The organism is Nocardia sp. PE-7 (genome assembly GCF_030486425.1).
Lineage (GTDB): Bacteria > Actinomycetota > Actinomycetes > Mycobacteriales > Mycobacteriaceae > Nocardia > Nocardia salmonicida_A.
Genome location: NZ_CP129614.1, coordinates 5,258,407 through 5,285,052, shown reverse-complemented (window position 1 = coordinate 5,285,052; position 26,646 = coordinate 5,258,407). Strand labels below are relative to the sequence as shown.

Sequence of the window (26,646 nt, the reverse complement as noted above, 5' to 3'; positions counted from 1 at the left end):
CGTATTTTCGAGTATGACGCACCTTACATCCCCCTGCGGTCCGTGAACGCCGGTCGGCGTGCGAAAGTGCAGCAATGAGTCAGTTCGCCGACTATCAGAACGAGATCTACCTGGCCGCGCTCGGGGGGATCCAGCCCGAATTTCCCATGGACTACGCGACGCTCGAGCGCAAAGCCACTGTGGCACTGCCGGATTCGTTGCTGAACTATATCGCGGGCGGAGCGGGCGACGAGCTCACACAGCGGCGCAACGCCGAAGCCTTCGCCGACTGGGGTCTGGTGCCGCGGATGCTGGTCGGCGCCACCGAGCGCGACCTCGCCGTCACCGCGTTCGGCCACACCTTCGCCAGTCCGCTGTTCCTCGCGCCGGTGGGCGTGATCGGTCTGGTCGGCGAGCAGGGCCATGGTGACATCGCGGTGGCCGAGGCGTCGGCGCAGACGGGGGTGCCCGCGATGTATTCCACGCTGATGGAGGATCCGCTCGAGGACGTGCGTCCGCACGCGGGCGATACGCCCTCCTTCTTCCAGCTCTACACGCCGAAGAACCGTGAACTCGCCGAGAGCCTGGTGCACCGCGCCGAGGCCGCGGGCTACGCGGGCATCACCGTCACCCTCGACACCTGGGTGCCCGGTTGGCGGCCGCGCGACCTGGCCAGTGGCAACTTCCCACAGTTGCGTGGGCATGTGCTGAAGAACTACACCAGCGACCCGGTCTTCCAGCAGATGGTGGGCTCCGACGACCCCAAAATGATTGTCCTGCACTGGATCGCGACGTTCGGCAATTCGCTGACCTGGGACGACCTCGGCTGGTTGCGCTCGATCACCGACCTGCCGCTCATCCTCAAGGGCATCTCCCACCCCGACGACGCCCGCAAGGCGATCGATCTCGGCGCCGACGGCATCTACTGCTCCAATCACGGTGGGCGCCAGGCCAACGGTGGTCTGAGCGCGCTGGAGACCTTGCCCGCGGTCGTGGCGGCCTGTGATGACCGGGTTCCGGTGTTGTTCGACTCCGGAGTGCGCTCGGGCGCCGATGTGGTGAAGGCGCTCGGACTCGGGGCGACGATGGTCGGGCTCGGTAGGCCCTATGTGTACGCGCTCGCGCTGGGCGGTGTGCGCGGTCTGGTGCATCTGCTGCGCAGCTACGCCGCCGAAGCGGACCTGTTGATGGCGGTCAACGGCTATCCGGATGTGGGCGCGGTGCGCGCGAACATTCGGCCGACCACGCGCGGCAACGCCGCTCGCGGCTGATGGCATCGCGGTCCGGAATACCCGTGCGGGACGGGTTTTCGGGCCGTGTGGGCGGCTCGGGGGAGAACTTGTCGGTGCCGTGCGGCATCATCGGTGCCACAGACCACGCTGTAGCACCAACCCCCGGAGTCCACGATGTCCTCGCCGAGCACCAAGTCCGCATCCCGCCGATCAGCACCGCCGGTACTGTCCGACGCCGAGCTCGCGCGAATCGCAGGCGAGCTTGCCGAGGGCAAACCGCCGATGGTGTGGTTCACCGCCGCCGCTGTCGGCGTCGCCGAGGGGAAGTCGGGCAAGGTAGTCGCGCTCGACGATCCGTCCGCAGGCGACTTCCTGCAGGTGCGGCCGACCGGTTCCAAAGATGTGCTCTCGTTCGGCCCGAGCGAGGTGACGCTCACCAAGCCGGCCCGCGCGACTACCGTAACGCCGGGCGGTTCCGCGAAGACCCGCCCGGAAACTGCCCCCGCCCCGAGCAACCGAGAGGACAACACTGTGACCCAGCCGTCGACCCTGCCGAGCGCTGCTACGCCCGCGCCGAGGTCGCTCGCCCCGGTATCCGACGACGCCGCCAAGACCGCTCCGGCCGCACCGCGGCCCGCGAAAACCGCCGCGGCGCGCAAGGCGAAGGCTCCCGAGGTAACCGTCACGCTCACCGGTACCGCCGACGGGGAGTGGACCGTCGATGTGGTCAACGGCAAGAAGCGCAGTGTGAAGGGGATGGCCGTCAGTAGCGCGGCCGTCGCCCAGGCGGCGAAGATCCTGCATCCCGAGGTGGAGGAAGTGGTGGCCGGGATTCTGGAGGCTGCTCGGGGCGTTCAGCAGGCGAAGGTCGCGCAGTTGCAGGCCGAGCTCGAGGCCGCTCGAAAGCTGTTGGAGGAGTTGGGGGATTGAGCGAACCGTCGAGCTACCGGGCGACTCGCTGAATACGCGGGGCGGCTGAACTCAGGCGACGGATCGAGGGCTTGCTCAATTCATCGTGAAAGGTGAGGCCGAGGCGGTATTCCTTGGCGTGGTACATCGCGGCGTCGGCGGTGCGGATGAGGTCGTAGATCGTCTTCTCCGTGGGGCAGGTGGTCAGGCAGGCAACGCCGATGCTGGCGGTGATGGGGATTTCGCCACAGCTCAGTTCGAAGGGGCGGATGAAGGCGCCGAGGATGTGTTCGGCCAGGACCGCGGCTTCGGCGCGGGTGCGGGGTGCCAGCACGACGAATTCGTCGCCGCCGTAACGGGCGGTGAGGTCGGCGCTGGTGGTGGTGCGGCGGATGCGGGAGGCGGCGTTGGCGATGAGTTCGTCGCCGACGGCGTGTCCGTAGCTGTCGTTGACCATCTTGAAGCCGTCGAGGTCGATGAACAGCAGACACATCGGTTTTCCGGCCCATTGCTCGCGGTAGCGGTGCGGTGCGCGCAGCAGGGCGGCGCGGTTGAACAGGCCGGTGAGCATGTCGTGGTCGGCCTGATATTGGGCTCGGCGTTCGCTGCGCATGCTGCGGGTGATGGCGCGTTCACTACGCACCAGCACGCCGACCAGCAGCAGCGTGAGCAGCGAACAGATCACCACCCGGTCGACGACGGCGAGATCGGCGCCCACCACGCTGACCAGCGAGGCCGCCACCAGTGCCACCGCGATCATCCCGGCCCGCTGCCGCGAACGATGCGGTCCCACATCCTCGGCGTCGCGCAGCGCCCCCATCGTCGGCTGCACCGCGGCCAGCCCGGCCAGCAGATACGCCCACTGCTGCGGCACCAACGCGAACTCTGGATCTATCGTGAATGTGCCTGCGGCGGTGAGACTTTCGATCAATCCACCGAAGAGCACGGTGATCAGCGCCGCTTGCAACAACCGCAGCGAGGTCTCCGAGCGAACCACCGTCGCCAGCGAATGCGCGAGCACCGTAGCCAGCAAGGCATGGATCACCGGATAGCTCGCGGCGAAGGCGGTGTCGACGAACCCGGTGCAGTGCCGCAGAATCGGCGAGATCAGGAAGGTCCACGACGCCAGCAGCGCGCTGAGTCCGATGAGCGTCGAGTCCAGCCACAGGTCACGGGCGTGGCGGAGTCGGCGCGGCTGTAGCCAGCCGACGGCGGCGAGGCCGAGACACAGATACGCCGCCAAGGTACACAGATCGTCGACCGGGTGCCAGCTCGGGTGCATGCCGAGCGCGCGTATCGCGGTGCCCGCGGCGAACAGCGGAACCGAGGCTGCCAGCAGGTACCACGGCAGCCGGTGCGCGGGTCGGTGGCTGTACATGCCGTACCCGATCATCGCCAGCGAACCGGCGACGATCACGATGAGCAGCAGAAACGGCAGCGCCCGGCCACCCGCCAGCGGCGCGATCAGCACGGCCCCCGCCGCCCCGATCAGCACCACGCATCGTCGCAGGCTCCCGTAGCGTGTCTCGCTGATGGTCATCAGCCCCCCTCGATCTTGCTGCGCACGCGACGAGCGTCGATCGAATGGGAGGCCGGTGAATCACTCGAAGTATCGGCCGAGAGCACCGAGTGTTGTTGTTCGAGCACTGTCCCCGGCCGGCAGGCGCCGACGCTCAAAACCTTTACAACCCAGTCGATCATGACACGTCCACGGCCCTGCTGTCGATGCGTTGTGAGCATTGCCGGGTACCGATTCGGCACCCGGTGTCGCATGATCGCCTGCCGCGGTGTTCGGTGGTGGCATCGTCGCAGGAAGCGGAAGGGAAGTACGGGTGGACAAGTGGATCGCGCCGGGCCGGGTCAACATCATCGGCGAGCACACCGACTACAACGACGGGTTCGTGCTGCCGATCGCGCTGTCGCTCGGTGTGGTCTGCGGGGCCGCGCCGCGCGATGACGGGCTGGTGCGGCTCACCTCGGCGCAGCGGCCGGGCGAGGTCGTCGAGGTGCGGATCGATGAGCTTGTGGCGCAACGGGATCGGTTGCCGGGCTGGGCGCGCTATCCGCTCGGCGTCGTCGACGAGTTCGTCCGCGGAGACCATGGCGTCGACGGGGTGACCCTCGAACTCGACGGTGCGGTACCGATCGGCGCCGGGCTGTCCTCGTCGGCGGCGCTGTGCTGCGCGGTGACGATCGCGCTGCGCGATCTGTTCGCGCCCGAACTCGGCGATCGGAACATGGTCGAGATCGCCAGGGCGGCGGAGAACGGTTTTGCCGGAGTGCCGACCGGCCTGCTCGACCAGTCCGCCTCGATCCTGTGCACCGAAGGCCATGCCCTGTTCCTCGACATCCGTGCCTTCACCGGCGCGGAACCCGATGCCGCCGAACAGATTCCGTTCGACCTCGACGCCGCCGGACTGGCGCTGCTCGTCGCCGACACCGGTAGTCCGCACGATCTGGCCGACGGCGGATACGCCGAGCGCAGAGCCCAATGCGAAGCCGCCGCCGACGCGCTGAACTTGCCTGCTCTGCGCGACGCCACAGCCGAAGACCTGCTACGCCTGAAGGATCCGCTGCTGCGACGCCGCGCGACCCACGTGGTCACCGAGAATGCGCGAGTACTCGCTGTCGTCGACCGGCTACGCGGCGGTGCGGACCCGCGGACGATCGGTGCGCTGCTCACCGCCTCGCATCGTTCGCTCCGACACGACTTCGAAGTGTCAGCGCCCACCTTGGATCTCGCGGTCGACGCCGCCCTCGACGCGGGCGCCCACGGTGCGCGAATGGTCGGCGGCGGCTTCGGCGGCAGCGTGATCGCCTTGGTCGACCGGAACGCCGAGGTCGCCGGGGCCATCACGGACCGTTTCGCCGCATCGGGTTTCGCCCCGCCCCGCGTCTTCGCCGTCGAGCCCGCCGCGGGTGCGCACAAACTGGAGTGAATTTTGTTCAGCGCGATTTCGCTGTGAGGCACGGCGTGCGACGCGCACAGTGGAGACACCCGAAACAGGTCGACGGACGACCCATCTCGCGCCGTGTGAACGAGGCTCGTGTGCCGTCCGGCTCCCGGTCAGGAGGGACACGCTGTGCCGCTTGCCTTTTCGTCCGTCACCCAAGAGGCCTCATCGACCTTGCGACTCGATGCCGCGCCGGTCGACTACGCGCTGGTCGCCCTGTATTTCGTCTTCGTCCTCGGCATCGGCCTGATCGCCAGGCGCCGGGTGTCGTCGAGTGTCGACTTCTTCCTGTCCGGGCGCTCGCTTCCCGCGTGGGTGACGGGACTGGCGTTCATCTCCGCCAACCTCGGCGCCGTGGAGATCATGGGCATGTCGGCCAACGGCGCCCAATACGGTTTCCCCACGTTCAACTACTTCTGGATCGGCGCCGTACCCGCGATGCTGTTCCTCGGCGTGGTGATGATGCCGTTCTACTACGGCTCCAAAGTGCGGTCGGTGCCCGAATTCATGCGCAGGCGTTTCGGAACGGGCGCCCACCTCGTGAACGCGTTGAGTTTCGCGGTGGCTCAGGTGCTGATCGCGGGGGTGAACCTCTACCTGCTCGGCACCATCGTGAACGTGCTGCTCGGCTGGCCGCTGTGGATCTCGGTGGTCGCGGCCGCGGTGATCGTGCTGTCCTACGTCACCCTCGGCGGGCTCTCGGCCGCGATCTACAACGAGGTGCTGCAGTTCTTCGTGATCGTCGCCGCGCTGCTGCCGCTCACCCTGGTCGGTCTGCACCGCGTCGGCGGCTGGGACGGCTTGCAGGACAAGGTATCCGCGTCACCGGGTGGTGCCGACCAGTTGCAGACCTGGCCGGGCAACGCGATGAGCGGGTTCACCGACAACTTCGCCTCGATCATGGGCATCGTGTTCGGTCTCGGCTTCGTGCTGTCCTTCGGCTATTGGACGACGAATTTCGTAGAAGTGCAGCGCGCGTTGGCGACGCACTCGATCTCGGCCGCGCAGCGCACACCCATCATCGGCGCCTATCCGAAGATGTTCATCCCGCTGATCGTGGTGATTCCCGGCATGATCAGCGCGGTCCTGGTGCCGCAGATGATCGAATACAAACAGCAGGTCACCGCGAACCCTGATTTCGAGGGCGATGTCACCTACAACCAGGCGCTGTTGTTCCTGATGAAAGAGGTGCTGCCCAACGGACTTCTCGGAGTCGGGCTCGCGGGTCTGCTCGCGGCGTTCATGGCGGGTATGGCGGCCAATGTCTCGGCGTTCAATACCGTGTTCAGCTTCGATCTGTGGCAGCAGTACATCCGCAAGGGTCGTCCCGACGGGTACTACCTGAAGGTGGGCAGGCTGGCCACGGTCGGCGCGACGGTGGCGGCGATCTTCACCGCGTTCATCGCGGGCGGATTCAGCAACATGATGGACTACCTGCAGACCCTGTTCAGCTTCTTCAACGCGCCGCTGTTCGCGACGTTCATCCTCGGCATGATGTGGAAGCGGATGACGCCGACCGCGGGCTGGGTCGGCCTGGTCAGCGGCACCCTCGCCGCTGTGTTCGTGTTCCTGCTCAACGAGACCGGGGTGACGAACCTGTCCGGGCAGGGCGCCAGCTTCGTCGCCGCGGGCGCCGCGTTCGTGGTCGACATCGTCGTCAGCGTCGCGGTCACCGTGGTGACCCGGCCGAAACCGGCGGCCGAACTGGTGGGTCTGGTGTATTCCGAGACGCCGAAGGCGATGCGCACCGATGCCGATGCCGACTCGCTGCCCTGGTATCAGCGGCCGGTCCTGCTCGCCGGGATCGCGTTCGTCCTGGTGATCGCGCTCAACATCGTCGTCGGATAAGGAGTCGGCACAATGTTTTTCGATATCCGCACCATCATCGGTGCGCTGCTCGGCAGCTACGGCGCGGTCCTGGTGATCACCTCGCTGGTGCAGGACAGTGCGGTGCAGGAAGCCAAGACCGGCGGGATCGATGTGAACCTGTGGGCGGGCCTGGGCATGCTCGGGGTCGCTGTCGTGTTCATCGGCTGGGCGCTGCTGCGCCCGGTGCAGGTCCCCGAGGTAACGGCGATGACCATGGAGGAATTCACCCCGGAGCCATGACGTGTGTGCGTCGGAGTGTGTGCGAGTGTGCCTCCACAGCAGGGGAACTCGCGCATCAGCTCGGGATCTATACGTCGGACCTCACGCTGGAGTAGCGCCGGGGACTGCGTTCTCGACGACGAAACTCGCCCGCGTGCTGATCGGCGCGCCTGGCCGGCTGACATACGGGACAACGCGGAAGTCGTTGCGCCACTGTCGATGATCGAGGTCGACGCGGACATAGCCACGCTGACGGTTGTAGAACTTCAGGTCCGGATTGCCTGCGAGCAGCGCGCGCCCCGCGTCGGTGAGGTCGGCGCCGTCGCTGCCGGTGCTGATCGAGGTTCCGGTGAACTCGGTCGCTACGACCGGTGATTCGGGATCGGCGTAGTCGCGGCGCAGGTCGGCGACGTAGTTCTCGTGGCGGTCACCGGTGATCACGACCAGATTGTCGACCGCGTGGTCGGCCGCCGCGGCCAGGACTGTATTGCGGTCGGCGACATAGCCGTCCCACGCGTCCGTGCCGAGGAGTAGGTCGGGGCCGGGGTCGTAGTCGGACTGGGCCATCGCGACCTGGTTGCCGAGTACCTGCCAGCGCGCGGTCGAGGTGGCGAAGCCGTCGACGAGCCAATCACGTTGGGCCGCACCGAGAAGGGTGCGGTCGGCGTCGAACCGGTCGGCGCAGCCGATCACCGCGGAGCCGTCGCCGCAGGCCTGGGGGGTTCGGTACTGCCGGGTGTCGATCATGGTGAACTCGGCCAGATCGCCGAACCGGTAGCGGCGGTGCAGATGCATCGACGGGCCGGAGGGGAGTTGGGCCAAGCGCATCGGCTGGTGCTCGTACATGGCTTGGAAGGCGGCGGCTTTGCGGCGTCGGAACAGCGGCGGGATGCGGTACACGTCGAGTCCGAGGCCGGGACTGTCACCGGCCCAGTTGTTGTCGAGCTCGTGGTCGTCGAGGGTGACCAGCCAGGGGAACGACGCGTGCGCGGCCTGCAGCGGCGCTTCGCCTTTGGCTTGGGCGTAGCGCAATCGGTAGCCGGCCAGATCCACTGCCTCGCCGGCGAGTTGCGGCGGCAGATGCGCACCGCGGCGGGCCAGCACCCAGGAGGATTCGTAGATGTAGTCGCCGAGATGGACGACGAGGTCGAGATCCTCGGCGCTGAGGTGTTCATAGGCGGTGTAGTAGCCCGAACTCCACGACTGGCACGACGCGAAGGCGAACCGGAGCCGCTCGGTCGGGCTGTTCGGTGGCGGGGACGTGCGGGTGCGGCCGATCGGGGAGATCGCCGAGCCGGCCCGGAATCGGTAGTAGTACCAGCGATCCGGTGCCAGCCCGGCGATCTCGGGATGCACGCTGTGGCCCAATGCGCGGGTGGCCACCGCCGAACCTCGCACCACGATCTTGGTGAACCGCTCGTCCTCGGCGACCTCGTAATCCACGGTCACCGGGTCGACCGTCATCCCGCCGTACCCGTCGGGCGCCAGCGGATCGGGGGCCAGGCGTGTCCACAACACCACCCCGTCCGAAGTCGGTTCGCCGGAAGCGACCCCGAGTGAGAACGGTTCGCCGAGCCATCGCGGCGCGGCGAACCTCGCGCTGCTCACCGCCGACACTCCCACCAGCGCCGCGACCGAGCCGGCCACGCCGGTGCGCAGGAGTTGTCGACGGGACAGCGGCATCATCGGATCCTAGGCGCCTCGCTGTGCGGCGCGGGTGTCAGAGCCGGAAGATCCGCGAGCCCACAGCCCAGCCCGCGCTGGACCAGTTCGGGCCGAAGCACGCCACCGTGCCTGCCTGGCCGACGGGCAGGTCCTGGCGGATCGTGTACGGCCCGACGGCGAAGGGCGCGAGGTTGTACCCGACGCAATCGACCTCGAGCCGGTAGGTGCCCTCGCCGCCGTAACACCCACCGTTGAACGCCCACGGCCCGTTCAGCGAACCCTGGCAGCCGGGATCAGCGGCGGCTGTACCCGCGGCGACGCCGGACAAGGCGATCGCGACGACCGGAGCGGCCAGGCACATCGCCACTGTGCGAGCTGAGGTTCTCATAGACGAACTCCGATCATCGTGTGTCATGGGTTACATGGGATGTTTCCTCGATAGTTAGCCATGCGTTACACCTTGTCGGCGCGAGCGGCGAGTCCCAAGGCGATATCGATGAGCCCGAAGACGAGCAGACTCACCCCGATGAGCGGGATGAACCACGCGACGGCGACCGCGACGCCGAGCAGCGGAACGGTGATCCACAGCGATGTGCGGCGCAGCACGCCACGGCGTGGCGGGACGGGCAGTGCCGCCCTTCGGGTGGGTCGGCGCTGCCACCACATGCGGTAGCCGAGCACGATCACGGTGACGAGGCCACCCATGATCGCGAGCAGCAGCAGCTGGTTGGCCAGGCCGAACAGCAGACCCATGTGGAAGGCGATGCCCCAGTTGGTGAGCTTGGCCATCAGCGGCCAGTCGGCGAACGCCAATCGATCGGTGACCGTGCCGGTCGACCCGTCGACGGCGAGCGAATCGACCGTATAGGTGCCGGGCAGGCGAAGTTCCTTGACGCCGAACGCCTTCGCGGGCGAGGCCGGGACGGCGATCTCGGCGCCCTGGGTGATGCCGTTGGCGCGTGCCGCCTCGTAGACGCGGTCGAGTTGTGCGATCTGAATTGTGGGGTCGACGGGTGCGGGTGCGGTGTGGCCGGCGCTGTGATGTTCGCTCGGCGCGGGCACGGCACCGGACGCGGCGCCCGGTAGAGCGACGCTCACCGCGGGCGTGGTCCAGCTGAGTTCTTCGCGCAGCTTCGTGACGTTCTCACCCGCGTAGGTAGACCAGGTCATGCCGGTGGCGGAGAGCAGCAGTGCCACGGGCAGGACCCAGACCCCGATCGCGCCGTGCCAGTTCATCTTTCGACGCTTCGGCTGGGAAAGATCCGGCCTGAGCAACCACTGGGCGGATCTGCGCTCGCGCCGCTTACGGACCCGATGCACCCACAGCACCAGCCCGAACAGCGCGATCACCCACAGCCACGACGCGGCCAGCTCGCTGTAGAGCCTGCCGGGTTCGCCCAGGTGCAGGCTGCGATGGAACTCGCTGAGCCAGGTGCGCAGCGGCAGCGCGCCACCGCTTCCGTAGACCACGGACTCGCCGACCGGCCGGGCGGTGTGCGGGTCGACGAACACCGACAGCCGCTCGGAATCGCCGAGCGTCGGATCGTTGAACAGGACACGAGTCGTGTCGCCCTCGTTCGGGGCGGGAGCGACGGCGACCAGCGTGAGATCCGGGCGCGCCGCGACAGCCGCGCCGACCTGGGCGGACAGTGCCTGATCGGGACCGGTCGTCTCGACCGTCAACAGGTCACGCGAGACGAACCCTTCGATCGTCGGCGCGATCGCGTACAGCGCGCCGGTGAGCGCGGCGATCAGGATGAACGGGGCGACGAAGATCCCCGCGTAGAAGTGCAGGCGCAGGGCCAGCGGATAGAGGTGGCGGCCCCGGCGTGCACCGGAACGCGGACTGTCACCGGAGATCGGTGGTGCCGAGGGGGAGTTCTCCTCGACCGGACGAGTGTCCGTGATGCTCATGCTGATTCATTTCTGGAGTACTGGAATCCGGTGCGCGCGGACAGGTCCTGCGCCGCGCCCGATATCGGGCGGACGCGGAACCTGCCGATCACGAGATCGGTGGCGCGTCGCGCGGATCGGGGCGAACGCCGTCGACCGACGCCGCACGTCGACCGCTGCGCTCATCTCGAGAGATCTGGCTCAGCGGGTGACGTCGGCACATCGGGTCGACAACGAGGCGCGTGTTCGATACGCGGACAGCGCACGACATGTGCGTGCACCGGGTGAGGGAAAGGTCAGAAAGGAATCGCGAGCGGGGGAGCGCGGGTGCGCAGCGATGGCGTGGCGAGGATTCGCAGGATGACGCGATCGCGGTGGGCCAGGCGCAACGGCGCCGGGTCGGGGATGCGGGCAGTGCGGTAGCGCAGCGGCAGAATGCGCGCGAGGACGGCGCTGCCGATCCGATACGCGGCCTCGGCGCCGACGATGACGACGGCGGCGAGCAGCGCCGCGACGGTGTGGGCGGTGAGCATGCCGAGGCCGAGGGAATCGTCGGCCGAGTGCGAGTGCCCGGACCAGCTCATCGTGGTGTGGCCGATCAGCTGACCGCCCAACAACACCGCCGCCAGACCGAGCGCACCCTGGCGCAACGGCCCGATCCCGGCGACGAGCGCGCCGACGACCGCCGAGGCAGCCGCCAGCAACACGATCGCCGTGCTCCCCGGCAGCCCTCCACCGCCCGCCAACCCGTGCGCAGCCAACGACAGCGCACCCGACATCGAGCCCGCGCAGGCACCACGCAGCCGCGCGCCGACAGCACGCGACGGCGCTGACGCCTGCTCGAACCCGATGATCACGCGCTGATGATAGTCGACCGGGTTACCCAGCCCAGGTCAGACGGTCGAAACCAGCTCAGTCGGCGTCGACTGCCATCTCGGTGAGCGGCTTGCGCAGCAGCTTGCCGGTCGCGTTGCGGGGCAGTTCGTCGACGAAGATCACCTCGCGCGGCACCTTGTAGCGGGCCAGATTCTCGCGGACATAGTCCTTGATCTCCTGGGCGTCACGCTGGGAATCCGGACCGGGCACCACGATCGCGCGCAGCCGTTTGCCGTAGTCGTGGTCGTCGACGCCGACCACCGCCGCCTCGAAGACGTCGGCGCGACCCGCGATGAGGTTCTCCACCTCCAGCGGGAAGACGTTCTCGCCGCCGGAAACGATCATGTCGTCGTCGCGGCCGTCGATGTAGAGCAGGCCGTCGGCGTCGAAGTGACCCACGTCGCCGCTGGACATCATCCCGTCGACCATCTCCTTGGTGCGACCGTCGGTATAGCCGGTGAAGGCGAAACCGTTGTCGACGAAGATCGTTCCGGTGACATTCGGCGCGGTGATCGGCTTGCGGTTCTCGTCGAGCAACACGATCCGGATGCCGACCGGCGCCTTGCCCGCGGTGGTCGGCGCCTTGCGCAGATCCGCCGGGGTGGCCACGGTCATCACGGCGCATTCGGTGGAACCGTAGAGGTTGTAGAGCGAATCACCGAAGTAGTCGAGGGCGCGGGTCACCACGTCGGGCGCGATCGCCGAGCCTGCGGCGAAGATGACCTTCATCGTCGACGGGTCGTACTTCGCCAGGACCTGCTCGTCCAGATCGAGGATGCGCTGCAGCATCGTGGGCACCACGACCAGCGAATCCGCCTTGTACTTCACCACATTGGCCAGGGTCTGCTCCGGATCGAACCGGCGCTGCTGGAAGATGACCCGGTTGCCCAGGGCCAGCCCGAGGGTGAACTGCGACAGGCCGGTGCCGTGGAAGATCGGCGCGGCCATGATCATGGTGCCGTTGTTGGGCAGCGGCACCCGATCCACGAACTGCGCCGAGGCGAACGGGCTCACCTTGTCGCGCGGTGCGCCCTTGGGGGTGCCGGTGGTGCCGCTGGTCAGGATCACCATGCCGCCGGGCTTGCTCGGCGCGGCGATCGCGGCGGTCGAACGGTCCGCCGACAGCGAGGCCACGGTCGGGATCGACGGGTCGGCGCCGTGCGCTTCGTCGACCCAGGTGAGAACGCGCGGGATCTCGGTGGGGATGGCGCTCATCAGGTCGAGGAACTCGCTGTCGTGCAGCACCGCCTTGACCTTCTCGCGGGCGGCCACGTCGGCGAACTGCGGCTTGGCGAAGCCGGTGTTCATCAGCACCGCGCGCACGCCGAGCTTGCCCGCCGCGAGCAGGCTCAACACCATGCCGCGATGGTCGCGGGCCAGTACGGCGATCACGTCGCCCTCGTTGATCCCGCTCGCGCGCAGGCCGCGGGCGAAGGCGTTGGACTGTGCGTCGAGTTCGCCGAAGGTGATCTCACCCAGCTCGTCGACGATCGCGCCCGCCTGCGGCCTGCTCTGCGCGGCATGCATGACGACGCCGGCGAACGGGCCGAACTTCGAGACATTGCGGAACGAGCGGGCGGCGTGGTCGAGGCGCAGCGGGTTGAACAGCTTGCGATCGACCATGACCTTGACGCCGAGCGCGAAGTCACCGGCACGTCGGGCGGAGGAACCTAGCGCGGGCAGAGACAGAGACATCGAACAGCCTTCCGGCAGACCGAGCCCACGCAGAACCGCAGGCCGGACCGCGTCTTCGAGATCCAGTGCTGTTGCTAACACTAGCAAGCGATCCGGCCGCGCTGTCCACTCTGTGTCGGCCAGGGGCCTATCCCTGTGAGACCTCATAGTCGATGAGGGTGCGGCGCACGATCTTGCCGGTGGCGTTGCGGGGCAGTTCGTCGAGGAAGACAACCTCGCGCGGCACCTTGAACCGGGCCAGGTTCGCCTTGACGTGCGCCTGGAGTTCGGCGGCCTCGACGGTATGACCTTCTTCGAGGACGACGAAGGCGCGCAGTCGTTTCCCGAATTCCGGGTCGTCGACGCCGACCACCGCCACGTCGAAGATCTCTGGCCGCTCGACCAGCAGGTTCTCGACTTCCTGCGGGTACACGTTCTCGCCGCCGGAGACGATCATGTCGTCGTCGCGGCCGTCGACCATGAGCAGCCCGGAGTCGGTGAAATGGCCCATGTCGCCGCTGGACATGAAGCCGTCGATGATCTGCTTGTGTCTGCCGTCGGTGTAGCCCTCGAACGGCGCGCCACTGCGCACGAAGATCCGGCCGCGGGCGCCCGGGGTCTTGACCGGTTGGTCCTGGTCGTCGTAGAGGCGGACCTCGCAGGTGATCGGGGAACGGCCGACGGTGCCCGGCGCTTCCGCCAGCTCGGCCGGGTTCGCGACGGACGCGATGGCCACCTCGGTCGACCCGTAGAGGTTGTACAGCACCGGTCCGAAGACCTCGGTGGCGCGGATACACAGCTCAGGGGTGAGCGCGGAACCGGCGAACAGGATCACCTTCAGCGACGACAGATCGTATTTCGCGCGGACCTCCGGCGGCAGCTCGGTCATCCGGTGCAGCATCGTCGGCACGCAGACGAGCATCTCGACCTTGTGCTCGGCGATCGAGGCGAGGGTGGCCTCGGCGTCGAACCGACGGCGCATGACGATCTTGTTCGACAGGATCGTGTTGACCAGCCAGGTGCCGAGGCCCGTGCTGTGGAAGATCGGCGACACGATCATCGCCGTACCACGCCGGGGGAAGGGCACGCGGTCGACGAACTGGGCGGTGGCCATCGGCGTGACCTTGGTGCGCGGTGCGCCCTTGGGCAGGCCGGTCGTGCCGCTGGTGAGGATGATGAAGCCGCCCGGCTTGCTCGGCGCGGGCAGATCGTCGGTGGAATTCGCGGCGATGAGATCGTCGAACGTCGTCGCGCCGGCGGGCAGTTCGGTGCCTTCGTCGACCCAGGTGAGGTAGCGCGGTAGGTCGTCGGGTAACGCGTCGAGCAGACCGAGGAACTCGCTGTCGTGCAGCACCGCGCGCACGTTCTCGCGTGCGCACACCTCGGCGAATTGCGGCTTGGCGAAGCCGGTATTCATCAGCGCGATCCGCGCGCCCAGCTTGCCCGCCGCGATCATCGACATGATCAGGCCGCGGTGATCGCGGGCCAGCACGGCGACAACGGTGCCCTCGCCGATGCCCGTTGCGTGCAGGCCGCGGGCGATGGCCGTGGACTGCTGGTCGAGTTCGCGGTAGGTGAGCTCACCGCGCTCGTCCACGAGGGCCACCTGATCGGGGGCGACCCGGGCCGAATGGCGCACGAGGGTGGCCTGCGGGCCGTAGATCTTGGATTCCTTCATCGTCCGCAGCGTCTCGAGCGGCGTCTTGGGGTCGGAGACCCCGCGTGCGCGCAGCACGCCGATCGCCTTCACGCTTTCGAGCAGATGTGACATATTCACTCGACTACCTCCGCTGCTGTGATCACTCGACGCTCACCGTAGCAGTCGATGTGCCTTGCATCACAGTAGCCTAACCGGGCAATTGGGACATCTCCACAAGATCAGCGCTGGGCCGCCGCCAGTACCGCGAGAAGCGGGACGAGCCTGCCCTCCGGCACCTCGAAACGGCCCAAGCCCGCGGTCTGCAACCAGCCGACGGCGGCCAGCTGGCGCAGATGCTGGTAGATCTCGGGCGAGGTGCCCAGTTCCGCGATGGCGGCGAGATCGGCGGCGGTTCTGCGTCCGTAGACGATTTCCTGGAGCAGACGCAACCGAACCGGATCAGCAAGTGCGGCAAGGCAATTGGCTGCCTCGATGGTCCAGACGTCACCGACGATGGCATCGGTGGGGTACTGCGCCTGCCAATCGAATCGCTCGCCGGTGGGCAATTGCAGCGCGCCCGCCAGCAGCACACCGCCGGTGCGTTTGCCCGCATCGGCGAATTCCTGCCGCAGGCGTGCCACCGCCCACGGCAGCTGCGCGTCCTCGGGTCGCGCGCTCTCCAGCGCGGCGACACGGCGTTCCAGTTCTTCGAGTCGGTCGACCAGATCCTCCACGTCGGTCAACCTACGCCACACCGAAGCTGTTGCGCTGCATCATCGAAACGACAACGCACCCCGGGGTCGAGTGGACCCGGGGTGCGCGATGGTCGAGAGCTAACGCGTGACAGCGCCGAACGAGGGCTGCTGGATCGTGCCGAGCTGGTAGGCGAACCCGTCCGGGTGCGCCTCGTCGACCGGAACGGGCCAGCGGTGCCACAGGTTGCCGTAGACCGCGGCCACGATGAGCCCGCCGCCGGTGTTCAGCGGTGCGGTGCGGATGGTGGTGTCGACCGGTACGTCCTGGTGTTCGGTCAGGACCGCGGTGCCGCTCTGCCCGTTGGACAGATTCAGCCACATGACCTCGAGCTTGGCAGCGCCCTGATTGGGCGAAATGGTGCCCGGCCCGCCGAAGAAGCCGAAGCGGAAGCCGTCGATATCGAGGGCGATGCCCGATCCGTACACCCCGGGTCCGCTGCCGTTCTGGCCGACATCGGAGGTCGCGGGGATCTGGAACGGCTGCGCGGGAAGTGCGACGTCGACCTTGCCCTTGGCGGTGAGCTGGTCGAGGGCGGCGAGTGCGCCCGGATTGTTCGCCACCGAGGTGCGCAGCTGCGAGACGGCCGAGGCCACATCGACAGTCTGTGGCTTCGGATCCGCGACCGCGGGACCCGCGAAGACGATGGCGACGGCGGCCGACGTGACGGCTACCGCGGTGGTGAAGCGACGCATGAAACTCAGATGATGCATAACCAGCTCTCCTCGAGTGTCCTGGTGCAGCTTTCCCTGGTAATTCGTCCGCTGTGCACCGTACCGACAGCGGATGTGGGCCCCGTCACTACCCCGGGGAAGCCGGATTCAGGACTTCTGGATCGAGCTATGGCATGTTCGCGATCTCTACCTTGTACCCGCGATACAGCTCGGGTTTGGCGGTGAGGATCGGCATGTCCAGATTCTGCGCGGTGAACACCACGGGCGCGATCAGCGGCCAGTCGAGGTGGTCGTCGACGATCGGCACCGTGGTGCCGATGCGGATGGCGGTGGGCGCGTCGAGTTCGGCCCAGCGCACGGCGACGCGATTGTCGAGCAGGCGCCCGAGTTCGTCGATGTTGTCGACGGCGCGCATCGCGGCCATCAGGCTCACGGTGGGCACCACCAGGATTCGGCGCTGCTGGGTGAACTGGCGCATGATCACCTGCCCGAACAGCGGCGACAAGGCCAGCGAGGTGAGCGCGGTGTGATCGGCGACGCTCACTGGTGACTGTCCAGCGCGCCCATCAGCTTGCTCAGTTTGGCTTGCGCCTCGGCGATGTCCTCCGCGGAATGCTGGGTGATCCTGTCGTCGAGCTTGCCCAGGATCTGTTCGCGGAGATCATCGTTGAAGTACGCGGGCGGCAACGCCCCGTGTCGCAACACCCCGGCGGGTACCACCGCGACCAATTCTTTCCCCTCCCGCGTCACGATCACCGGCCGTCCGCTCGCGGACACCCCGTCGAAAACACTGCCAAGCTGACCACGTAATTCGGTCAGGGGCACACTGTCGTAATCGGCCATAATCAACTGTACATCGCGGTGTACAGCTTGTCGGGAGCTCTCGGTCTGCGCCTTCGGGTCGTCACGCGCTCCTCGACCAGGACGCCGACGGCCCGCCGGAACGGTAGTCCGGCGGGCCGTCGTACTCACTCGGTCACTCAGGCGACTTTGCGAGCCGGTTCGCTGCGGTAGCGGGTCACCGGGCCGTCGATGCCGAGCAGGCGCCAGGTGAGCTTGGCGACCGGGTTCATCAGGCCGCTGTTGGTGGCGAGGGCGCGCACGTCACCGAAGATGTTGCGCATCGTGGTCTGCGATTCCTCGCTGCTCCAGTACGCCTCGCGCATGACCTCCGCCGGAATGTCGAACTTCTCGACGAATTCCTTCGGCGGCGTCATGATCATGTCGAGCATCACTCGCATGGCGATCGGGAAGGCCACGGAGAGCACCGATTTCGTGATCGGGTTCATGCCGGGCACGTTCCGTCGCAGGTATTCGTGGGCGAACGAGATGTGCCGGGCTTCCTCGGCCACGTGGATCTGCATCACCCGCTTGACCATCGGATGCAGGTCGACGCCCGCGCGCAGCAGCGACTTCTGCAGGTGGTCGATCGGCTCCTCGCCGCCGAGGATCATCGTGAAGAACAGCTCGGGGAAGTACTTCACCGCGGGCCAGATGGCCATCGTCAGCTTGCGATCGATGGTGCCCATGCCGACCACGTCGCGATAGCCGATGCGGTTGATCATCTCCTGGAACATCATCGTGTGGTTGCACTCTTCGGCAGCCTCGTGCGTGATGTACCGGAATTCGGGGTCACCGTTGGGGACCGACACCAGGTACTGCATCAGCCCACGGATCAGCAGCTGCTCGAAATCCAGGCCGACCTTGGCGATACCGGCCTGGCGCCACATGCCGATGGCGATCTGCTTCTCGATCGGCTGGGCCTTGTACCAGGGGTGACGGCCGAGTGGGTCCTCGTCGGGCATGATCCAGCGCGGGTCGTCGCTGTGCACGGCGAACTCGGGCGATTCCCAGTCGATGTCGACGTAGGGGTCGAAGTGCCGGTTGACCGAACCTTCGGACAGGTTGCGCAGGATCTCGTGGTACTCGGGATCGGTGGCGGTGTTCTTGATTGTCGACAGCATCAGCGGTGTCTCCTTCGGTGTGGCCCACCCCTACGTTATATGAGACTCAGAGTCCCACACAACCCCGCCGGTGATCGAGAAGGTGCTTGCGGCACGATCTACCTGCGCCGACGTAGGATGAAACGTCGCAGGACACGGTTGACCGGTCAGCCAGCGCACCTGGCTGTGAACGGGCGCGACCCCGGTCGCGCACCGAGAGAGCGAGGAATCCGATGGCCCGTTCCACTCCCGCCGAGGCCATCTGGCCGACTCTGCTCGTGGATTCCTGGTCCGATACCCGCGACACCCTGCACATGTGGTCGCAGATCATCGGCAAGCTGAAAATGGCGGGGACGCCGCTGGTCAATCACTGGTGGAACGTCACCTTCGCGGTGAGCGCGCGCGGGATGGCGACCGGCGCGATTCCCGTCGACGGCCGCCTGCTCGATATCGAATTCGACTTCGTCGACCACGAACTCGTACTGCGCAGCAGCGACGGCCGCCGCGCCGCGATCGCCCTGCGCCCGCGCACGGTGGCCGACTTCTACGCCGAGCTCGGCCACGTGCTCGGTCGCCTCGACGTCGTGGTCGACATCGAGGCGTCGCCGAACGAGGTGGATCCGGCCATCCCGTTCGCCGAGGACACCGACCACAAGTCCTACGACGCGGACGCCGTCGACCTGTTCTGGCAACAGCTCGTCCAGATCGAGCGGGTATTCCAGCTCTGGCGTGCCGGTTTCGCCGGGAAATCCAGTCCGGTGCAATTCTTCTGGGGGTCCTTCGACCTGGCCTGCACCCGCTTCTCCGGCCGTCTCGCGCCCACGCACCCCGGCGGCGCCCCGAACTGCGCCGATTGGGTGATGGAAGAGGCCTACTCCCGCGAATGCGCCAGCGCGGGCTTCTGGCCCGGCGGCACCGAGGGCACCTTCTACGCCTATTCCTACCCCGCCCCCGACGGCTACGCCGACCGTCCCGCGGGCCCCGACGGCGCCGGCTGGGACGCCACTCTCGGCGAATTCGTCCTTCCCTACGAATCGGTCCGAAATTCCGCCGACCCCGACGCCACCCTCCTGAACTTCCTCGACACGACCTACGCCGCCGCAGCCGATCTGGCCGACTGGGACCGGCCCCACCTGGACGTCGACCCGCACCGCCTCGACCGCCGACTCCACCTCTCCGACACGACCGAGGTCTGAGCACAGGATCGGCGCGAAATCAGAACTCCCGCAACAGTTCGGTCAGCAGCGTGGGGTCCACCCGATAGGGCGTGTTGAAGCCGAGCCGCCCGACGATGCCGTCGTAGCGCTCGTGCAGTTGCGCCGCCGCGCGGGCGGGGTCGGTGGCCGTGATCGCGACGGCATCGAGGAAGTCGTCGTCGATGAGCTCGGCCATCCGATCCCATTGCCCGCTCTTGGACATGTCTTTGAGCCGGGGTCCGAGTTCGGCCCGATCGTGGAGCTCGAGAATCGGCCAGTAGGCCGGCGTCGATCCGTAGAAGGCGAGCTGCTTTCGGATGGCCTGTCGCGCGGTGGCGAGTTCGCTCGCGGACCTGCCCGCCGCGACCATCGCCGAATGGTGGACCACGATGTCGTCCGCGGGTTTGTGCGCGCGCTGGGCGCCCCGCGCCAGGGCGGGCAGGGTCACCTCGCGCAGAAATCTCGGCGTGCAGAACGGGTGCGACATGAATCCGTCGGCGACCTCTCCCGCGACCGCGGTCATCTTCGGCCCCACACCCGCGAGATAGATCGGCGGCGGGCCGAACCCGGCCACCTCGGCCGCCGCGGGGCGGAACAGCGGCGGCATCAGGGTGTGCTGATAGAACTCGCCCTGGTAATCGAGCCGCCCGCCGTGCTCCCAGCTCGCCCAGATCGCGCGCACGGCCATCACCATGTCGCGCATCCGGTCGGCCGGTCGGCTCCACGGCATCGAGTAGCGCCGGGTGATGTGCGCGCGGATCTGGCTACCGAGACCGAGAACGAAGCGGCCACGGGAGTAGGCCTGCAGATCCCAGGCGATGGTGGCCAGCGACAGTGGATTTCGGGCGAACGCCACCGCGATCGAGGTGCCCAGCTCGACCCGCTCCGTGTGCTCGGCGGCGAGCAGAAGCGGCAGGAACGGGTCGTGGGCCCCTTCGAACGTCCAGATGCCCGCGTAGCCCGCGGCCTCCGCGGCGGCGGCGTCCTCGCCCATCGTGGCGAGCCCGCCGGTCAGCGTTGTGTCGATCTTCAAAACGCTCGAATCCCATCACCGTCGTCCGAATCGACCCTCACCGTATCGCTGTACAGAGCCGATCCGGGCTGATCCGGCAAACGCCGATGATGGGATTCGAGCGGGTCCGCGGATCACACCGGGACGCCGCCGTAGGTCCTGCGGTGCTTGGCCTCGAGGAAGGACAGCCCGCCGAAGGCGATGAGGCCGACCGCGATCAGCATGAGCAGCCAGGGGCCGAAGGGCTTTCCGGCGAAATCGTGCAGTACCGCGTCGACACCCTTGGCAGCCGCGGCGTCGTAGTTGATCGCCGCCACCATGGCGGCGAAACCGATGCTGATCACGATCGCGCCCCGAGCGAGATAGCCGATCCGGCCCAGCCAGATCGCGGCCTGGCGCATACCGTGCGTCATCCAGCCCATCCGAAGGTCCTCGGCGAAGTCCAGGCGCAGACCGCGCACCGTCTGCCAGATACCGAAGGCCAAGATGGCGATACCGATCAGCAGCACGACCACCTGCCCGCCCTCCCAGCTCAGGATGCGGCCGGTCAGATCGCGGGCGACCGCGTCGCTCGGCGTCGGCGTGCGGCCGTGCATCACGAACCGCAGGGTGCCCCAGAAAGCCAGGGCATAGACGATCCCGGAGACCACGGCATAGGCGCGGTGTCCGCCCGAGTAGGTCCGCCCCGCACCGGCCACCTGCACCGCGCGCCACACGGCCAGCGCGGCGAAGCCGAACACGAGAATCCACAGCAGCAGGTAACCCAGCGGCTTCGCGGCGATCGCGGCCAGCGCCCCACCGGCATCCGGCTCGTGCTCGGCCGTTCCGATCGCCAGCATGAAAGCGAGAATGCCGATCACGACGTAGGCGACGCCACGCGCTACGAAACCGAAGCGGGCGACGGACTCCACTCCGCCGGAACTGGTGGATCTGCGCGGCGCCCGGTCATAGGACCGGCGGCCCCAGCCCCGGTTTCGGACCGACCGCCATCCGCGCCGGTCGGTTCGGACCCGATCACGTCGCCGATATCTGTTCGCACTGCGAAATACGCTCATGATGTTCCCTATCTCTTCCTCTGCGGTAATGCCCGCACCCTGCGGTTCAAACACCATGAAGAGAATTTCGAGGCGACGAGATCTGCTGTCGGGCAAGTGAATGCGCCGCAGGTCAGCCGATCTCGTCGGCCCGATTTCCGGAACATGCTGGTGCGCTTAGGATCTCGCCATGTCTTTCGCACTGTATGCCTGGGGAAACTTCTTCGGCGAGGTCGGCCTCGACCGACATTCGGGGTGGCTCGACCCGGCCCTGCTGCGCGGCGAGCGGGATTTCGTGAGCGAGGTTCTGACGCTCTGCGACACCCAGGAGCTGCTGGTGGACGGGCCGGGAACGATCTTCGAGATCGACGGAGAGTCGGTCGAGGGGCGCGATCTGGTGGGGCGTGATCTGAGCGGCGTCGACTGGCGGGTGGAGCACATCCTGGTGCGGACCGATCGAACCAGGGAGGACGCGGTACGAATCATGGCGGTGGTCGAGGAAGAAGGCGACTACTGGGCCGACGAGGCGCCGCAGGAGAACGTGGTCGGCCGCGGCGAGGTCGTGACCACCTGGGCGGACGAACACGGCCAGTGGGATATGGCCCTCGTCCGCCTCGACGCCACGGCGTGAGGATTCGAGAACAGGCCCGGACGCGGCCTGAGTGACCAAGGGCCCCTTCCGGAAACAAAGAAATCCGGTGCGGGTCAGCAGTCGACTCGCACCGGATTTCGTTGTCTACCAGGTCACTTCAGCTCGGAGCTGGTCTTTCCGAGCACGCGGCGAGCCACGATCAGCTGCTGGATCTGCTGGGTGCCTTCGAAGATGTCGAGGATCTTGCGGCCAGATTTCGGCCTCCTGGCGAAAGGTCGCAGAATGCCTCCTGAACAGGGCGAACGGCTCTCGCTAGTTCTCACCCGTTTCGGGTGCTCCGCAGCCTCGCACGGCCTGTAGACGGCCTGGGTTCGGATGATGCGGGGTCCATGCGGCCGTCTGCTCCGGAGGCAGCCTCGGCCCGTTCGTACCGGTACTTGTAAATCTTCCGGCGTACCGTGACCTGCCGATTCTGTCCGGCCACATCCGGGGTTGTTCGGGGTACTTGTGACAACGTGGTGACACTCGGAGCGGCCGTCGACGGCTTCGTCGTCGAAGATCCGCTCATGCCGAATTCAGGACGAATTGGCGGCTGGGCGCTTGTGTACATGACCGACCCTCAAGCTCGTCGATTCCGAATGTCGGTGTGCCTGGCTAGGATTCGTGTCGTGTCGAGCACTTTGAATGTGTACCTTCTGAATCTGGCAGATCTAACAGCCGTTGTCGGCTCCGCGGACGAGAAGCTCCTCGACCAGATCCTAACCAGCGAGCCAGAAGTTCTCTTGCTGGGCTTCGAGCGAGATGACCAGGACGATCATGTCGAGCGGAACAAGGAAGCGCTGCGAAAGATACTCGCGGGCGGCCCGTTCGAGGAGGAGCACGCTGCGCATTACGGTGAAGCGCTGCAGCTGATTTGCGAAGAACTCGCTGGTCCGGGATATAGCGGTGTGGAGTTCGTATGGTGGGACGAGGGACTGCCCTCCGTTGTCGAAACACTGGCCAGCAGTATGGACGACGAGGATCCATTTCCGAACGCACCGGCCTTGGCCGAGAGTCTCAGTGTCTCCGAAGACAACGGGTGGGGACATCTGAGCGCGAAGGAGTGCATCGAAATCCTGGGCCATGGTTTGGAGCAACAACTTGCGGAGGACCCCGACTATCTCGACGGGTACGGCGAGCCCATCCTGGTTTGGCTGCGTGAATCGCGAACAAGCGGCAAGGATCTCATCGGTTTCTGGAACGCATGACGGTCACCGCGCACGCACGTTGCGAACGCACTCACATGCCGCATACCGCGCGGTCACGAACGTCCGCATCGGCCGACGGAAGATCTCACTGCTTGGGAAGCAGGCGAACAGGCGGGAAAAACGGTCTGACCTGGGCTACCGGTTGCGCGTGAGGTACCCGGATTTACCCCCTTTGACCCTGGCTCAGGGCACGAATGGGGCACGGCCGGTAGGCGTCTCCAGGCGAGTTGCCCGCGCGGTCGAACGTCCGCTCATGCCGAATTCAGGGCGCTGTCAGGTTCCCGAGCCTGAGGTTCGCCACCAGCATTAGGGTGTCGATGATCTTGGAAGGGCAAGGTCACGAGAGGTTGGGAAGCCATGTCGATAAACACTTATCCGTACTCGGTGCGGATCGAGCAAGCTCGGCGGTACCTGCGAACAGGCGATGAATCCGACATAGACATAGTGGTAGATCTGCTGGGGAACGATCTAGATGAGCTCGGCCAGGAGTGGGCGGCACAGGAACGTCGGCTTACTCCCGAGGACGCGCTACGGTGCATCGTGCTGGGCGTCAACGAAAATGGTCGCGATATCCGATACGACACCACTGACTGGAACGACGGCAGCTACATTCGAGTCTTCGAACTGTTGGTCCAACACCACGGCGAAGCGCTCGATGGTTGGGAACAGACGCGACGGAGTTGGTTCGACACCATCGACAGTGCCTTATCCGCCAAAGGTAGTTCGTTCTCGGTGGCGAGTCTGATGTGCGAAGGTGTCGAAGAACTTCCACTGGGTGTGAGCGGGAGTTCGGTAGGCTACTTGCTCCTGGAGGATATTCCGGAGGCGCTGACCGATCTCGCGACCGCGATCGAACGAGGGCTGCCTTCCGAGATCGAGGACAACGTCGCTGACGTCCAAGGGTGGCTTCGGTATTGCCTCGACAGGCGAACGGACTTGGTCTGCTTCGCGGATTGATGGATCCCTTGACCAGCTATTACCCGTCGGAGACAGGTCGCCGTCTCAGTCGACCCCGAGTGCACTCTTCTGCCGCTTATCGCGCTTCCCGGCGCCCGGCATCGGCCCTGTTCTGGGGTGGGTTGCACACCAAGGGGCTGGCTCACCGCCTGCCTTTCACGCGCAGAGGCTCACAGGTCAAGGGTTGCTCAGCAATCAGCGAAGCTGACGCCATCGGCGCCCTTGAGGTGTGAGGGGCGCGGGATCACAATGCAGGCCAACCCAGAACAGGGCCACGCGGCCACCGGTCGCGATACCACCAACCTCACCGCGGATTCCGTTCAGCAATTCACTCGGCATCTGGTGACCGGCCAAGGTGATCGGGAACTATGCCGGCCTTTTCGGCTAGGACCGGTGACGGCTCGATGACCACCTGCACGGGTTCGGCAGGCTGGTCCTATGAGGCAAGCGACGAAGTCGTGCGGCAGTACGTATGCGACTCGGTGTGCTGGTGGCCGTCGATCGGGCAGTATGCCAGCCGATTCGGGCTCGGGAATTCCGTTCAGCAATTCTGACGGGCTGCTCCTGGCCCTCGTCATCGCTCTCGGGTCGATGCTGCCTGAGCTGTCACGAGTCCGGCGTCTGCCGATAGCGCGTGCTCGTTGCCGACTCGCCGCCGCGCCGGGCGGTGAGGTACGAGCAAGACCGTTGCGCGGCGTCTGCGCGGCGGCGGCGCGCACGCGCCGCCGCAGGCGCCCTTGACTCTATATAGCCGAATTCAGCAACAACTTCGTGAAGTATGCGCTTCACGCCTTCGGATGCCGGATTTAGCTGATCCTGCCCTTGGCTAGACCGAGATGCTGGGCGATCTCGGTGGCACTGATGCCGGCGGTGTACGCGTCTTCGGTGGCGGCCTGACGGATGCTGGACAGCTCGGCAAGCGGATCTAATACTGCGTGCTCAGTTCGGTTGCGAGCCTCGCACGGCGAATTGGGTCGGGAAGGCGCGGATCCGTTCAACCTCACCGAGCGGCCCTTCAGGCATAGCAGCGTGGTCGTCCGGGGAGCTGCTCGGCAACAATGGATCCCCGACGTGGGGCGGTTCGGATGAGACCCCTCGACTTCACCCCACGGTCGGCCGCGCAACGGTCGGTCTGCGGCCTCGCGCCGCAACTGTGTGATCAGGCGAGCAAACGTGGCTGGCGCGCAGCCCGGAGAACAACTCCACCATCACCGGGTCAGCTGCCGAGATCACCACTGTGGAGACGATACCCGTTGCCGCTCAACGACCTACGGGACATCCCTTAGTCTCGAGGATCAATTCTTCTAGCCCAGGAAATGTAGTCACAAGCGCGATCTGCGGCTATATCAAAATATGTGGTGGTTGATGAATACCGCACTGGACTTCTGCCGTCTTCAGACAGCTCCCACAGCGGTGGGTTCTCACTACCAAGGTCGGAGCCATCAACAACCAAACAACACTCGCTTTGAAATTTCATGACTACCAGCAAGTTGTCAGGGCCATCAAGTGATTTAACGCCTCTCGGCAGCTCTTCAACGAACTCGATAGCCATTTCCTTAGCATCTGGCCCGAGATACGAAACACAGAATGTTCCCTGTGCCGCGAACACACCCTCGATCATTCCGATATGTCTAAGAATCTGGCGTACCGCTATGGGCACCTCGGCAACTCCCTGGGCGGAAGCCAACGCATCAATCTGACTATCCGTTGCACCAACCGGCCCCCCCAGTTCATCATCACTACAGAAATCAACCACCCTCCTGTAGGCGCGATTTATCTCTACAATTGGATTTTCATTATCCATTGCCACACCTATTCATTCGCCTTTAGGAGCTTCGCTAGCCAGTTCGTAGGGCATCGATAGTTTGCGCGACCTCGCCGGGCTCGGCCGAGCTTGTGTTGATCGTGAGGTCCGCGTCGATCCATGGCGTAGCGTCTCGGGCTGCCAGCCGGAGGTCAACATCACCCGTATCCCGCGCTACGATGCGTGACCTCGCGGTTTCTGCGTCGCATTCAAGCTGAATCACAGTCCACTCGACGTTCGGAGTGGCGGCTCGCACAGCAGGAATGACCTCGGGCTGACCAGCATGAATCACCGGGATGAGGTCTGCGGCGAGTAAGTCGTCCAGACCAGGTTTGTCGATTGCGTATCGAGCGCCGTACCGCGCGTTGGCCCACACCAAAAGGCCGGCCTTTTCTAAGCGGTCGAGCTCGTGTGCGTCCGTCATGCGGTAGCCCGTAGTTCGTCCTGGGCCGGACTTCAACCGTTCGAACAGGCGATAGCGGGCATCGATTCGTGAAAGAGTTTCGGTCACAGTGTCTTTGCCGG

Annotated in this window: 26 protein-coding genes; 9 read left to right on the top strand and 17 right to left on the bottom strand. The window is 66.2% G+C overall.

The genetic code is table 11. The annotated features are described in order from the left end of the window. Positions 1-74 precede the first annotated feature (74 nt). Positions 75-1,250, top strand: coding sequence for an alpha-hydroxy-acid oxidizing protein (locus QX204_RS24875; RefSeq protein ID WP_301902733.1), 1,176 nt, complete (start codon positions 75-77; stop codon positions 1,248-1,250). Positions 1,251-1,385: 135 nt separating this feature from the next. After that, complete coding sequence (locus tag QX204_RS24870; protein ID WP_301902732.1) at positions 1,386-2,141, top strand: DUF6319 family protein; 756 nt, start codon at positions 1,386-1,388, stop codon at positions 2,139-2,141. A 13-nt stretch (positions 2,142-2,154) separates the two neighbouring features. On the opposite strand, the gene QX204_RS24865 is transcribed toward QX204_RS24870, so the two are convergent. Further along, complete coding sequence (locus QX204_RS24865; protein WP_301902730.1) at positions 2,155-3,660, bottom strand: GGDEF domain-containing protein; 1,506 nt, start codon at positions 3,658-3,660, stop codon at positions 2,155-2,157. 292 nt (positions 3,661-3,952) lie between these two features. Here QX204_RS24865 and galK point away from each other — a divergent pair, with 292 nt between their 5' ends. The 3 genes from galK to QX204_RS24850 all read left to right on the top strand — a co-directional run bounded on the left by galK (position 3,953) and on the right by QX204_RS24850 (position 7,183). Continuing rightward, positions 3,953-5,059: a galactokinase gene (gene galK, locus QX204_RS24860; RefSeq protein WP_301902728.1), complete on the top strand. Its 1,107-nt coding sequence runs from the start codon at positions 3,953-3,955 to the stop codon at positions 5,057-5,059. Between the two features lie 144 nt (positions 5,060-5,203). Continuing rightward, positions 5,204-6,922 carry a sodium:solute symporter family protein gene (locus QX204_RS24855; protein WP_301902726.1) on the top strand — a complete coding sequence of 573 codons (1,719 nt, stop codon included), beginning with the start codon at positions 5,204-5,206 and terminating at the stop codon, positions 6,920-6,922. Between the two features lie 12 nt (positions 6,923-6,934). Then, entirely contained in the window at positions 6,935-7,183 is a 249-nt protein-coding gene (locus QX204_RS24850; protein ID WP_301902725.1) for a hypothetical protein, read from the top strand. 81 nt (positions 7,184-7,264) lie between these two features. On the opposite strand, the gene QX204_RS24845 is transcribed toward QX204_RS24850, so the two are convergent. The 11 genes from QX204_RS24845 to QX204_RS24795 all read right to left on the bottom strand — a co-directional run bounded on the left by QX204_RS24845 (position 7,265) and on the right by QX204_RS24795 (position 18,300). Continuing rightward, entirely contained in the window at positions 7,265-8,845 is a 1,581-nt protein-coding gene (locus tag QX204_RS24845) for an alkaline phosphatase D family protein (protein ID WP_301902724.1), read from the bottom strand. Between the two features lie 37 nt (positions 8,846-8,882). Beyond that, a complete protein-coding gene (locus QX204_RS24840; RefSeq protein WP_301902722.1) occupies positions 8,883-9,215 on the bottom strand; it encodes a hypothetical protein in 333 nt (110 codons plus the stop codon). 65 nt (positions 9,216-9,280) lie between these two features. Next, positions 9,281-10,741, bottom strand: a complete 1,461-nt coding sequence (locus tag QX204_RS24835) for a PepSY-associated TM helix domain-containing protein (RefSeq protein ID WP_301902720.1) — start codon at positions 10,739-10,741, stop codon at positions 9,281-9,283. Between the two features lie 275 nt (positions 10,742-11,016). Beyond that, positions 11,017-11,577 (bottom strand): hypothetical protein, encoded by a 561-nt coding sequence (locus tag QX204_RS24830; RefSeq protein WP_301902719.1) that lies wholly within the window; start codon positions 11,575-11,577, stop codon positions 11,017-11,019. Between the two features lie 55 nt (positions 11,578-11,632). Beyond that, the gene (locus QX204_RS24825) at positions 11,633-13,291 is read right to left on the bottom strand and encodes an acyl-CoA synthetase (protein WP_301902717.1); all 1,659 of its coding nucleotides are present in this window, start codon (positions 13,289-13,291) and stop codon (positions 11,633-11,635) included. Positions 13,292-13,418: 127 nt separating this feature from the next. After that, the gene (locus QX204_RS24820) at positions 13,419-15,041 is read right to left on the bottom strand and encodes an acyl-CoA synthetase (RefSeq protein ID WP_301908097.1); all 1,623 of its coding nucleotides are present in this window, start codon (positions 15,039-15,041) and stop codon (positions 13,419-13,421) included. A 107-nt stretch (positions 15,042-15,148) separates the two neighbouring features. Then, positions 15,149-15,643 carry an ArsR/SmtB family transcription factor gene (locus QX204_RS24815; protein WP_301908096.1) on the bottom strand — a complete coding sequence of 165 codons (495 nt, stop codon included), beginning with the start codon at positions 15,641-15,643 and terminating at the stop codon, positions 15,149-15,151. 99 nt (positions 15,644-15,742) lie between these two features. Next, positions 15,743-16,375, bottom strand: coding sequence for a hypothetical protein (locus QX204_RS24810; protein WP_301902715.1), 633 nt, complete (start codon positions 16,373-16,375; stop codon positions 15,743-15,745). Between the two features lie 127 nt (positions 16,376-16,502). Then, positions 16,503-16,880, bottom strand: coding sequence for a PIN domain-containing protein (locus QX204_RS24805; protein ID WP_056812679.1), 378 nt, complete (start codon positions 16,878-16,880; stop codon positions 16,503-16,505). After that, positions 16,877-17,179 (bottom strand): type II toxin-antitoxin system Phd/YefM family antitoxin, encoded by a 303-nt coding sequence (locus QX204_RS24800; protein ID WP_301902712.1) that lies wholly within the window; start codon positions 17,177-17,179, stop codon positions 16,877-16,879. The genes QX204_RS24805 and QX204_RS24800 overlap by 4 nt, the downstream gene beginning before the upstream one ends. 137 nt (positions 17,180-17,316) lie before the next feature. Next, complete coding sequence (locus tag QX204_RS24795) at positions 17,317-18,300, bottom strand: AurF N-oxygenase family protein (RefSeq protein WP_301902711.1); 984 nt, start codon at positions 18,298-18,300, stop codon at positions 17,317-17,319. 212 nt (positions 18,301-18,512) lie between these two features. On the opposite strand from QX204_RS24795, the gene QX204_RS24790 reads away from it, so the two are divergent. Next, complete coding sequence (locus QX204_RS24790; protein ID WP_301902709.1) at positions 18,513-19,475, top strand: DUF5996 family protein; 963 nt, start codon at positions 18,513-18,515, stop codon at positions 19,473-19,475. A gap of 19 nt (positions 19,476-19,494) precedes the next feature. On the opposite strand, the gene QX204_RS24785 is transcribed toward QX204_RS24790, so the two are convergent. Further along, positions 19,495-20,508, bottom strand: a complete 1,014-nt coding sequence (locus tag QX204_RS24785; RefSeq protein WP_301902707.1) for a TIGR03617 family F420-dependent LLM class oxidoreductase — start codon at positions 20,506-20,508, stop codon at positions 19,495-19,497. Positions 20,509-20,621: 113 nt separating this feature from the next. After that, positions 20,622-21,398, bottom strand: coding sequence for a DUF1206 domain-containing protein (locus QX204_RS24780; protein WP_301902706.1), 777 nt, complete (start codon positions 21,396-21,398; stop codon positions 20,622-20,624). A gap of 313 nt (positions 21,399-21,711) precedes the next feature. Between QX204_RS24780 and QX204_RS24775 the strand changes: the two genes are divergently transcribed. Beyond that, positions 21,712-22,152 (top strand): hypothetical protein, encoded by a 441-nt coding sequence (locus QX204_RS24775; protein WP_301902705.1) that lies wholly within the window; start codon positions 21,712-21,714, stop codon positions 22,150-22,152. 113 nt (positions 22,153-22,265) lie between these two features. Here the strand turns inward: QX204_RS24775 and QX204_RS24770 are convergent, their stop codons facing one another. Then, positions 22,266-22,436 carry a hypothetical protein gene (locus QX204_RS24770; RefSeq protein WP_301908239.1) on the bottom strand — a complete coding sequence of 57 codons (171 nt, stop codon included), beginning with the start codon at positions 22,434-22,436 and terminating at the stop codon, positions 22,266-22,268. Between the two features lie 345 nt (positions 22,437-22,781). Here QX204_RS24770 and QX204_RS24765 point away from each other — a divergent pair, with 345 nt between their 5' ends. Both QX204_RS24765 and QX204_RS24760 read left to right on the top strand, forming a co-directional pair. Further along, positions 22,782-23,360 (top strand): DUF7691 family protein, encoded by a 579-nt coding sequence (locus QX204_RS24765; RefSeq protein ID WP_301902704.1) that lies wholly within the window; start codon positions 22,782-22,784, stop codon positions 23,358-23,360. Between the two features lie 357 nt (positions 23,361-23,717). Next, entirely contained in the window at positions 23,718-24,317 is a 600-nt protein-coding gene (locus tag QX204_RS24760) for a DUF7691 family protein (RefSeq protein ID WP_301902702.1), read from the top strand. Positions 24,318-25,599: 1,282 nt separating this feature from the next. Here the strand turns inward: QX204_RS24760 and QX204_RS24755 are convergent. Both QX204_RS24755 and QX204_RS24750 read right to left on the bottom strand, forming a co-directional pair. Further along, the gene (locus QX204_RS24755; protein WP_301902701.1) at positions 25,600-26,121 is read right to left on the bottom strand and encodes a hypothetical protein; all 522 of its coding nucleotides are present in this window, start codon (positions 26,119-26,121) and stop codon (positions 25,600-25,602) included. Positions 26,122-26,155: 34 nt separating this feature from the next. Further along, positions 26,156-26,632 (bottom strand): kinase, encoded by a 477-nt coding sequence (locus tag QX204_RS24750; protein WP_301902699.1) that lies wholly within the window; start codon positions 26,630-26,632, stop codon positions 26,156-26,158. Between the last annotated feature and the right edge of the window lie 14 nt (positions 26,633-26,646).

Coding starts and splice junctions, on each gene's coding strand:
- QX204_RS24875 (WP_301902733.1), top strand. CDS start 75: ATGAGTCAGTTCGCCGACTATCAGAACGAGATCTACCTGGCCGCGCTC.
- QX204_RS24870 (WP_301902732.1), top strand. CDS start 1,386: ATGTCCTCGCCGAGCACCAAGTCCGCATCCCGCCGATCAGCACCGCCG.
- QX204_RS24865 (WP_301902730.1), bottom strand. CDS start 3,660: ATGACCATCAGCGAGACACGCTACGGGAGCCTGCGACGATGCGTGGTG.
- QX204_RS24850 (WP_301902725.1), top strand. CDS start 6,935: ATGTTTTTCGATATCCGCACCATCATCGGTGCGCTGCTCGGCAGCTAC.
- QX204_RS24845 (WP_301902724.1), bottom strand. CDS start 8,845: ATGCCGCTGTCCCGTCGACAACTCCTGCGCACCGGCGTGGCCGGCTCG.
- QX204_RS24840 (WP_301902722.1), bottom strand. CDS start 9,215: ATGAGAACCTCAGCTCGCACAGTGGCGATGTGCCTGGCCGCTCCGGTC.
- QX204_RS24835 (WP_301902720.1), bottom strand. CDS start 10,741: ATGAGCATCACGGACACTCGTCCGGTCGAGGAGAACTCCCCCTCGGCA.
- QX204_RS24825 (WP_301902717.1), bottom strand. CDS start 13,291: ATGTCTCTGTCTCTGCCCGCGCTAGGTTCCTCCGCCCGACGTGCCGGT.
- QX204_RS24820 (WP_301908097.1), bottom strand. CDS start 15,041: ATGTCACATCTGCTCGAAAGCGTGAAGGCGATCGGCGTGCTGCGCGCA.
- QX204_RS24810 (WP_301902715.1), bottom strand. CDS start 16,375: ATGCATCATCTGAGTTTCATGCGTCGCTTCACCACCGCGGTAGCCGTC.
- QX204_RS24800 (WP_301902712.1), bottom strand. CDS start 17,179: ATGGCCGATTACGACAGTGTGCCCCTGACCGAATTACGTGGTCAGCTT.
- QX204_RS24795 (WP_301902711.1), bottom strand. CDS start 18,300: ATGCTGTCGACAATCAAGAACACCGCCACCGATCCCGAGTACCACGAG.
- QX204_RS24790 (WP_301902709.1), top strand. CDS start 18,513: ATGGCCCGTTCCACTCCCGCCGAGGCCATCTGGCCGACTCTGCTCGTG.
- QX204_RS24775 (WP_301902705.1), top strand. CDS start 21,712: ATGTCTTTCGCACTGTATGCCTGGGGAAACTTCTTCGGCGAGGTCGGC.
- QX204_RS24760 (WP_301902702.1), top strand. CDS start 23,718: ATGTCGATAAACACTTATCCGTACTCGGTGCGGATCGAGCAAGCTCGG.
- QX204_RS24755 (WP_301902701.1), bottom strand. CDS start 26,121: ATGGATAATGAAAATCCAATTGTAGAGATAAATCGCGCCTACAGGAGG.